Source organism: Kitasatospora sp. NPDC056651, assembly GCF_042792155.1.
In the GTDB taxonomy this organism is placed as follows: Bacteria; Actinomycetota; Actinomycetes; order Streptomycetales; family Streptomycetaceae; genus Kitasatospora.
Genome location: NZ_JBHTWX010000098.1, coordinates 25,041 through 34,899, shown reverse-complemented (window position 1 = coordinate 34,899; position 9,859 = coordinate 25,041). Strand labels below are relative to the sequence as shown.

Genomic DNA, 9,859 nt, shown 5'->3' with positions numbered 1-9,859 from the left:
CCCCCCCCCCCCCCCCGGGGGGGCCGGGGGACACCGCTGTCGTACGGCCCACAGGGCGGCGCCCTGACGGCAGCCGGCCGTGGCCTCTGTCGCGGTGCGCCTCTCGGGGCTACAGCTCGGGCAACCGGTCATCGGGAGTGGGGGACCGCCGCTCCTCCAGCCAGTAGCGGTAGATCCGCAGGTCCGTTGCCAGGCCGTCGGCGATGTAGAGCTCGAAGTCGCGGACGGCAGCGACGACGCCCTGGCCTGCCCGGGCATCGCTCTCGGCCCACGTGCTCCGCTCGCGGGAAAGGTACCGCACGACCTGGCCGCGATCGCGCCACCACTCCCGGACCGCGTCCGGTGTCCACCGCGAGTCGCCGTCGCCGTCGCCGTGCACCGCGGCGACGACGCTCGTCAGCTCGGTCCGGTAGCGGTCCGCGCGTGGGCCCGGCCGTGCCCTACTCCCGGATGCCTGCGGCTTCGATCGCCCGCCGGCGGGTCGCACGCCAGGTCGCTCCCGACGCGGTGACCACGGTGACGAGGGCGCAGAGCGCGATGGTCCCACCGATCTGGGGCCACGGGATCACCGTCGGCGCGCCGGTCACGAGCTTGCTCAGCGAGACGTGCTGGGTCACCGCGGCGAGGCCGGTCGCGATGGCGGCGAGGAGGGTGCCGACGACGACGGCGATGGCTGATTCGGCTGCGGCGATCCTGACGATCTGGGCGCGTGCGGTGCCGGCGAGGCCTAGGAGGGCGAATTCGCGGCGTCGTCCGGCGATGGCCATGATCAAGGTGTTGGCGACGGCGATGAGCGCGTAGGCCAGGGCGATGCCGAGGATGATGACGGCGGCGTTGTCGCTCTGTTCGGCGGCGTGGGCGCGTCGGGTTTCGAGGTAGGTGTCGTAGGTGACGAGGTGTGCGCCGGTGCCGGCGAGGGCCTGGTTGACCGCGGCTGTCTGTTGCTGGTCGAGGGGGCGGCCGGTGCCGGTCCGGGAGTCGAGGTAGACGCGGGTGGGTGTCATCGCACCGGTGAGTGATGCGGACAGGTAGGTGTCGTCGCCGCCCAGGCCGCGGGCGACGACCGCGGCGATGACTGCCGTCACCCGTGTGCCGGTCGGCAGGAGGGTGACCACCTGGTCGCCGGCGGCCAGGTCGTCGGACCGGGCGGCGTGTTCGTCGATGATCAGGAAGTTGTCGGGCAGGTCGGTGAGCGAGCCCGAGACCACGGGTGGGGTGACGGTGGTGCCGAGGGCGGTTGCGGGCAGGGCGTTGGTGCTCAGTGAGTCGATCTGGTCGCCCTTCGCCGTGCCGATCCGGATGTTCATCGAGGTGACCGGGGTGACCCGGACTCCGGGGACGGCTGCCAGCTTCTCCAGTGTCCGGGCGTCGATGCCGGGGCCGGCGGGCACGATGACGTCGGCGGCGTGGATTTCCTGCTGTTGGCGGGCCAGTTGCACGGCGTCGCCGGACTTCTGCATGGTCAGCAGGGTGGCGACCAGTCCGACGGCCACCACGATGGGGGCGACGGTTGCGGCGGTGCGCCGCCGGGAGGTGAGGATGTTCTCGCGTACCAGGAGCGGGCCGGCCTTGGCCGAGCCGCGCAGCGGCCTGATCAGCAGTCGGGTGACCGGCCGTAGCAGGACCGGTGCCAGCAGGGTGACCGCACCGACGTACAGGACCGGGACGATCTCGTACTTGCGGGCGCTGGCCGCGAGGTAGGGCTCGGTTCGGCCGATGACGGCACCGGCGGCGACGGCGCCGATCAGCATGGCGGTTCCCAGCAGCCAGCGGACGGGTGTCATGACGCGGCGCTCGACCGCGTTCTCGCGCAGGACCTCGATCGGTTTGACGAGGGAGACGCGCACGAGGGTGGCGGCGGAGCCGGCCAGGGCGGCGGCCACGCCGATGAGGAAGGAGATCAGCAGGGGCAGGGGGTTGAGGGGGATGGTGAACCAGGACGGGGCGACGTCGTGGTCGAGCATCCAGGAGCGCAGGGGCAGGGTGCACAGCGGGGCGAGGACGCAGCCGACGATCGCGGCGGCCAGGCCGATCAGCAGCGCTTCGCCGAGGACCATGCGGCGCACCTGTCGGGGGGCCGCGCCGACCAGGCGCATCAGGGCGAGTTCGCGGCGGCGTTGTTCGGTGGCGAAGGCGAAGGTGGCGATGACGACGAACACGGCGACGAACACCGCGAGTCCGGTGGTGCTGCCGGCCATGGCCTGCGCGTTGGACAGTGACTGGGCGCCGCCGGTGGGGTCGGTGTCCAGGCGGACCACGTCGTCGCCGGCCAGGACGGTGGCCTGGCCGGCCACGAGGGCGGACAGCTGTTCGGCGTTCTGGTCGGTGACCAGGGCGTTGACGCCGGGGGAGAGGCGTTGGGCCTCGGTGTCGCTGAAGAAGACCGGGTTCTCGAACCAGAGCGCGTCGGTGACCCCCACCACCCGGTACCGGCCGGTGGATTCCGGGACGGCAGCCTGGACCTGACGCCCGATCAGTGCCTGGTCGCCGCCGCCGACGACGATCTCGTCCGCAGCCCGCGGCGCGCGCCCGGCCGCCAGGTGGTAACCCGCGAAGGCGGCCGAGGACCACGGGTGACCGGTCGTCCCCGCGGAACCGGGGTTCAGCCGAACCGGGAAGCTGCGGTCGGGTGTGGCCTTGCCCGCGGCGGTCACCTTCGTCACGACGTCGGCGGGCAGGACCGCGGGGGCCTTCATCGCGTTCCCCTCGAAGCCCTGCGGCGCGACCACGACCCGGGCTTCCTTGAACCGCTGCGGGCCCGGGTGCGGCGTGCCGAAGGTGGCGGCCAGGGTCAGCGTCATCATGCCGATCATCGTCGTGCCGAGCGCGAGGGCGAGGAAGGCGCCCACGAAGCCCATCAGACGGTGACGCAGGGTGGCTACGGCGATCTTCAGCACGGCTTCGTCCCGCTCCCGCCGGGCTCCAGCGCGGCCATCCGCAGGGCCACGGTCTCGGCCGTCGGCTCGAACAGCTCGCCGGTCACCTGGCCGTCGGCGAGGAAGACCACCCGCTGCGAGTAGGAGGCCGCCACCGGGTCGTGGGTGACCATGATCACCGTCTGTCCGTGCTCCTCGACGACGCCGCGCAGCAGCGCCAGGACCTCCCGCGCGGTACGCGAGTCCAGTGCGCCGGTCGGCTCGTCCGCGAAGATCACCTTGGGCCTGGTCACCAGCGCGCGCGCGATCGCGACCCGCTGCTGCTGACCGCCCGACAGTTCGGCGGGCCGGTGCCCGCCGCGCTCGGCCAGCCCCACCTGCGCCAGGCCCCGGTCGATGGCCGCCGCGTCGATCTCCCGCTCCGCCAACCGCAAAGGCAGTTCGATATTCTGGCGAGCCGACAGCGCGGGAATCAGGTTGAAGGACTGGAAGATGAAACCCATGTGCTCACGGCGCAACTCCGTCAGGGCGCGCTCCGGGAGCTCGTGCAACGGCGCCCCGTCCAGCAGGACCCGACCCGCGTCGACCCGGTCCAGACCCGCCGCACACTGCAACAGCGTCGACTTGCCCGAACCCGAAGGCCCCATGATCGCGGTGAAGGTCCCCGCCTCGAACCCGACATCCACCCCGTCAAGCGCCCGCACCCGATTGTCACCACGACCGTACGTCTTGTGCACGCCGGCCAGGCGGACGAGGTCGTCCGCCCTCTCCGCACCGACGAAGGCCGGGGTCGAAGCCCGTGCCGGTAGATTCTTGTTCCGGAACACTCGCTCGTCTTCTCTGTAGGGGCATCGGTCGGGGGCATCGGTTACCCGCTGTACCGACGCTAGGGCCGTCCGCGGCGTCCACGCCTCCGGGCCGCCCCTGATCTCGACCCTGAGGAACCCCTGACCCGAGTGGGCGGCGGCCGTGCGGCGCGGACACCCGCGGCTCGCCACAGGCAGCCGGGTGCTGTTCGCCCTCATGAACATCGAACGCGGCCGCACTCTCCAATAGCGGAGACCACCAGTAAAGGGAGTTGGCATTGACCGAGAGAGTTCCGGTGGTGTTCCTGCTGGTGGGGATCACCGGTTCGGGGAAGACCACCTACGCCCAGCGGAAGCTGGAGCCGCAGGGGGCCGTGCGGCTGTCCGTGGACGAGGTCGTCCACGAGCGGTACGGCCGGTACGGCGTCGACTATCCGGAGCACACCTACGCCGGGAAGGAGGCCCCGGTCGTCGCCGAACTGTGCGATCGGCTGGTCGAGTTGGTCGCCGCGGGCCGGGATGTGGTGTGGGACCACGGGTTGTGGCCGCGCACGGATCGCGAGGCGATGAAGAGGCTGGTGGAGTCGGCCGGCGGCCGGTGGCGGCTGTTGTACTTCCCGGTCGAGCGTGACGAGTTGCTCCGCAGACTGGCCGAGCGGAACCGGCGCGGGGACGCGAACGCGCTGATCGTGACGCCGGAGGCCCTGGACGACTTCTTCGCGCGCTTCGAGGTGCCTCGGGGCGAGGGCGAGGAGATCGTGGAGCCGAACCGGATCGGTCGTCCTCAACCCGACGGGGCCCCGGACCTGTGACGCGCAGACAAGGCCGTTCGGCTCACCGCTTCCAGAGCGGAGCCGATCAGGCGCGAGTCGTAGTGGTTCGTGCCGGCCGAAGGTGACCGAGCACGATGAGTGGCTCGACGCCTTCATGGACAACGGCCCGGGGTGCCTCGCCGATGCGCGAGAATCAGCCAACCGGCAGGCACCGCGAGGAATACACGGAGGCGCAGTGAGCCCAGACACCACCAGCCTGGGAGTCGTGTTCATCCATGGGCTTTTCTCCTCCGAGAAGACATGGGACGACTTCGCTCGTCTGCTGGAGACCGACGAAAAATTGGACTTCGTCACGGTGAGACGGTTCGACTACTCGTCGCCTCTGACTCGGCGCTTTCGACCCGACCGTCGCACTCCTGACTACAACGATCTAGCAGAGCGGCTGAAGACGTTCCTGCACATCGAGGCGAAGCGCCACGACCGTGTGGTCCTGGTTGCGCACAGTCAAGGCGGGCTGGTCGTACAGCGCTACCTGTCACGGATGCTCAATGACGGGCAGGGACTGGCGCTGGCCAGGATCCTGGGCGTCGTACTGTTCGCCTGTCCGAACGACGGTTCCGATTTCCTGCTGCCTCTTCGGGACGCGTGGTGGCGAAGGCATCCTCAAGTGCGCGCACTTGCACCGCTCGACTCCGGCGTGAAGGACGCACAACGCACCGTGCTTCGCCAAATAGTCCAGGCGCAGGAGATCGGACCAGCCTCGTGCCCCATCCCTTTCCGGGTCTTCGGCGGAATGGACGACAACATCGTCGCCCGGGCGTCCGCTCAGGGCGTCTTCCCGGACGTCTTCATGCTGCCGGGAGACCACTTCAGCATCATCAAACCCAAAACGCATGAGGACCCTGCGTACCTCGCTCTCCACGAACACCTGATGGAAGTTCAGCAATGCGAAGGCGCCTCGGACCCACTCGCGCCTCCCTCCGGTGCACCCACAACCGAGACCATGTCTCCTCCGTGGGGAGATGACGCGAAGGCCGCGCGGATCCTGGATGTGCTGCCTCCATACGCCGACTGGCTCAAGACCCTGCGCAGCCAGCAGTTCTACGTCGTCAGCGGTCGCGTCAACAGGCTCTTCCACGAAGCGGTCGACTCGCTCAGGAACGACCCCCTCGACTTCATCGACTCCGGGTTGCAGGAGGCGGCAATCGGATGCAGTCAAGCTGCCGTGGCGCTCAGTGAAGCGATGATCGAGCTGCTCTTCGCTGACGGTGTTGACGCAGAGGCGTACGAGCGCCTGCCTGCGCCGGAGAAGGAAGACGCCTGGAGGTTCGTCGTCGGCGAGTACCGGCGCGGCAAGCGCGAGCTTCATCTGCATACGCTGCGCAACTCTTTCTTCGAGGCATACGACACGCTGCTGAGCCTCATCAACAAACGTCTCCCAGAACCAGAGCAGGCTGCCGTCCTCACCTCGCCGGCACGATCAGCGGCCGTAGTCGAGCGCACTGCGGCACACCACGCCCTCGCCCCGCAGCTGCGTGTGGGTCAGGGCCTGCCGAGACACGAACGCGACTTGCGTCTGGCGTATGACCAACTGCGGTCCGCAGGACTGGGAGAGCCGATCACCGAGGCGTATACACATGGCATCGCTGCCATTCAGCGCTTCGCCGCCGTGGAAGGTACCGAGTCCGGTTGGGTGCTCTGCGTGGTGAACGGTCGGGCCGCCGCGGTAAGTGATCCGGTTTGGCAAGCCCTGCTGGACGCCGGGCAGCCAGCCTCGAACAGTGACCCACTCGACGCTGTCGGATACCCCACTACCGCAGGAATCGGCCCTGCGGTAATCGGCGAGGATGTGGAGCGCCTCGGCCTGGAGGGGGGTAGCTGGGGCCCAGGCTGGCTGGTGCGCTCGGATCGCGGCTGGCATTGGGATCCTCAAGTGCGCTTGGGGTTCGACCAAACCCGCTCCGCCATGAACTGGACCGCCGCCCAGCCCGCACCCCAGTTGCGTTTGAGAGTCTTGGTAACGCTGCCTTGGGCTCCCGCCGGAGGAATGGAGATCACCCCGACGCGTCGCCGCAGCCTGGCACAGGCACTCCCCTTCAGCAGCCTGGCCGGCGCGGCGACCATGCTGTCGCGCAGGAGAGGCGCGGATCTTCCCGCCGCGCACTGGCAGTTGGGGCCGCATAGGAACGCGATCGACTCCGTCAGCTACTCGGCGACCATCACGGCCGTGAACGAGTCGCCGGCTCTGGTCGCAGCGGCCATGGTCGCCCTACCCGGCGCGCTGCAGTCGCATACGGTGACCTGCGCCGAGATCACCGTGCAGGACACCACTGCGTGGGCGGCCGCTCTCCCTCCCGACGTCTCGACCAGACTCGATCTCGACGAGGTGGAAGCCGTCCTGCTGGCAGCCTGGGAAACCGCCGCAGACCTTCTGCCAGCGGCTGCGTGCGACGTCACGACAATGCGGTGGGCAGGTGCGCCTGCTGTCGAGCTGCGCCTGAGCGCGGAAGCGCACCCCGGTCACCCCCGGGCCGATCTCGCTACCCTGATCGACTTCAGCGTGTTCGGGTCGACCGACCGCAGTCCTCTGTCCGAGATGGCCGTGACGATCACCGTCTCGCCCGTGCTGGAGCGCGCCGAGCGTCAGCGGTTGCTACGGACTGCTCTCGTACACATGGCCCAGGGCTTCGGGTACGTCGAGGCGGATGAGTGTCTCCTGTAGCGTGAAATGCGTTGGCACCGGCACCGACACCCGACTCCGGCTGTAGATCAGGGCGGGTGCGAATGGTGTCCTGCGCCCTGACGAAGGGCCGGATGATACCACGCAGTCCGGCCGTTTTCGCGTCTGTCCCGTCGGTGCGTCATCCTGGTGTTCCCGGCCGGTTCCGGTACGGGCATGGACGTCCCTACGTGGTGAGGTGCCCCATCGGCAAGAAGAGTGGATCGGCGCTGGCCGCGTGGTTGCACGGCCTGGGCGTGGACGAGTTGGAGCGGGTCCTGGCGGCGCGTCCGGACGTCGTGGCGGTTCCGGAGCCGCGGTCGGTCGGTGAACTGGCGGACCGTCTGCAGCGTCCGGCGTCCGTGGCGTTGGCCCTGCCCCGGCTCACGTCGGCGGGCCTTCAGGTGGCGGAGGCCGTCGCCGCGCTGCCGGGCGTGTCACGGGACGGTCTGGCGGGCTTCCTGGACGCGGCACACGGTGACCGCGCCCACGGACTGGATGCCGCGCTGGGAGCGTTGGCCGATCACGCGTTGGTGTGGCCGGCCGGTGACGGGGCGCTGCACATGGCGGCGCCGTTGCGGACCGTGTGGGGCGCGCCGCTGGGGCTCGACGCGCCAGCCGTGGGACTGCTCGCCGGCTCGAACTCCGACGAACTGGGCCGCATGCTGGCGAAACTCGGCGTCAAACCCGCCGCCAACAGGAAGGAGGCGCGGCTGGCGGCGCTGGTCGACCACCACGGCGATCCGGCCCGGGTCGCCGCGCTGGTGGCCAAGGCGCCCGCGGCTGCCCGGAGACTCCTCGAACAGCGGGCACAGGAGGCTCCGGAGCGACCGGGCTTCATCATGTTCGGGGCTTCGCGGGCCGGCTCCGAGCCCGGCGAGCAGTGGGCGCTGGAGCGGGGGCTGCTGGTCCGGGACCACCGCTGGAACGGGCCGGGCCGCATGCCCGCGGAGGTGGCGCTCGCACTGCGCGGCCCCGACTGGCACGCCCCGTTCGACCCCGTCCCGCCCGACGTGCGATCGGTGCCCGTCACCGCCTCGGACGTCGAACGGGAGACCGCGGCCGCCTCGATGGCGTTCGCCGCCCATGCCGTGTCCGTCCTCGGACTGTGTGCCACCGCTCCACCGGCCCGGCTCAAGAGCGGCGGGGTCGGCGCCCGCGAACTCTCCCGGATCGGCAAGGCGGCCCAGTGTGACGAGCTCCTGGTGCGCCTCGTGCTGGAGGTGGCGAGCGCGGCCGGTCTGCTGGCGCGGGACGGCGACCGGGTCGCGGCGACCGCGTCCTACGACACCTGGGCCGAGCAGGAGCCGGCCGACCAGTTCGCCGTGCTGCTCCGGGCCTGGTGGACGCTGCCGCTGACTCCCGGCGGGAGCCGCGACGAGGACGGCAAGGCCCTGCCGGCGCTCGCCGGGCCACCACCCTGCGGAGGCTGCGTGCAGGCCCGGCACGGGTTGCTCGCGGCCGCGTCGCGGCTCCCGGCCGGCGAAGGCGCGGCGAACTCCGCGGACCTGGGGGATCTGCTCGGGTGGCTCCGCCCGCTCGCCGACGAACTCCCGCAGGACGTCACGTCGTTCGCCACCTTGATCCGGGAGGCGGAACTGCTCGGCGCGCTCGCCCTCGGGGCCGTGTCCCCGATCGGGGCCGCCCTCGCCGCCGACGACTCCGAAGCCCTGACGGACGTCTGCCGACGACTGCTGCCCGCCGCCAGCGGGACCGCCCGCTTCGGCAGCGATCTGACCGCCGTGGTCTCCGGCACGCCGTCGGCGCACCTCCTCGCGCTGCTGGACTCCGTCGCGGTCCGGGAGAGCAGCGGTGCGGCGTCGGTCTGGCGGTTCAGCCCGGCCGCCGTCCGCCGTGCCCTCGACGCGGGCCTGACCCCCGAGGCCTTGACGGCCGATCTGGCCGCCGTCGCGGTCGAGCCGCTCCCTCAGCCGCTCTCGTACCTGATCCACGACACCGCGCGCGGCCACGGCCGGGTGCGCGTGGTCGCCGCGGCCTGCGTGATCCACGGCGAGGAGCCCGCCCTCCTGGCCGAGTTGGCCGCGCACCGCAAGCTCGCCCAGCTCGGGCTGCGGCAGCTGGCACCGACGGTGCTGATCAGCCGGACCCCGCCGGACAAGACGCTCGCGGCGCTGCGGTCCGCCGGCTACGCCCCCGTCGCCGAGAAGCCCGACGGGTCCGTCCGCATCGAGCGGGCCCAGCGCCCCCGCGCGGCGAGCCCGGTCCCGCCCCCGCGCCCCTCCAGCGGCGGGCTCCGCCCGCGCCGGACGGACGACCGCACCTCGGACGTTCGGACCGCGGACGTTCGGACCGGCACCGAGCTGCGCGCCCTCGCCACCCGTCTGCGGGGCGCCCCGCAGGAGCTTCCGGAACCCGCCCCGGGTGACGGCCGCCCCTACGACACCGACACCGAGGAGATCATCGCCGCCTGCGCGCGCAACCTCTCCTTCACCGATGTCCGCCAGTTGGCCCACGCCGTCCACAACGGTCAGGCCGTCACGATCGAGTACGTGGCCACGTCGGGCAACATGACCGTCCGCACGCTCGACCGACTCGAACTGGACGACCCCTACCTCCACGCCTGGTGCCACCTGCGGAACGACGAGCGGATGTTCACCCTCTCCCGCATCCACGGGGTGATGCCCGCATAGCCCGGGACATCGTGGACTCACATCGTCGCCATCC

At 70.8% G+C, this 9,859-nt stretch carries 6 protein-coding genes; 3 read left to right on the top strand and 3 right to left on the bottom strand.

What is annotated here, in order from left to right:
- Positions 1–109: 109 nt before the first annotated feature.
- The 3 genes from ACFRAR_RS29780 to ACFRAR_RS29770 all read right to left on the bottom strand — a co-directional run bounded on the left by ACFRAR_RS29780 (position 110) and on the right by ACFRAR_RS29770 (position 3,622).
- Entirely contained in the window at positions 110–301 is a 192-nt protein-coding gene (locus ACFRAR_RS29780; protein WP_380701748.1) for a hypothetical protein, read from the bottom strand.
- A gap of 139 nt (positions 302–440) precedes the next feature.
- The gene (locus tag ACFRAR_RS29775; protein ID WP_380701746.1) at positions 441–2,897 is read right to left on the bottom strand and encodes an FtsX-like permease family protein; all 2,457 of its coding nucleotides are present in this window, start codon (positions 2,895–2,897) and stop codon (positions 441–443) included.
- Positions 2,891–3,622 carry an ABC transporter ATP-binding protein gene (locus tag ACFRAR_RS29770; protein ID WP_380701754.1) on the bottom strand — a complete coding sequence of 244 codons (732 nt, stop codon included), beginning with the start codon at positions 3,620–3,622 and terminating at the stop codon, positions 2,891–2,893. The genes ACFRAR_RS29775 and ACFRAR_RS29770 overlap by 7 nt, the downstream gene beginning before the upstream one ends.
- Before the next feature lie 338 nt (positions 3,623–3,960).
- Between ACFRAR_RS29770 and ACFRAR_RS29765 the strand changes: the two genes are divergently transcribed.
- The 3 genes from ACFRAR_RS29765 to ACFRAR_RS29755 all read left to right on the top strand — a co-directional run bounded on the left by ACFRAR_RS29765 (position 3,961) and on the right by ACFRAR_RS29755 (position 9,825).
- Positions 3,961–4,494, top strand: coding sequence for an AAA family ATPase (locus ACFRAR_RS29765; protein WP_380701744.1), 534 nt, complete (start codon positions 3,961–3,963; stop codon positions 4,492–4,494).
- Between the two features lie 196 nt (positions 4,495–4,690).
- Positions 4,691–7,177 (top strand): esterase/lipase family protein, encoded by a 2,487-nt coding sequence (locus tag ACFRAR_RS29760; RefSeq protein WP_380701743.1) that lies wholly within the window; start codon positions 4,691–4,693, stop codon positions 7,175–7,177.
- A 188-nt stretch (positions 7,178–7,365) separates the two neighbouring features.
- The gene (locus tag ACFRAR_RS29755) at positions 7,366–9,825 is read left to right on the top strand and encodes a helicase C-terminal domain-containing protein (protein ID WP_380701741.1); all 2,460 of its coding nucleotides are present in this window, start codon (positions 7,366–7,368) and stop codon (positions 9,823–9,825) included.
- Positions 9,826–9,859 lie beyond the last annotated feature (34 nt).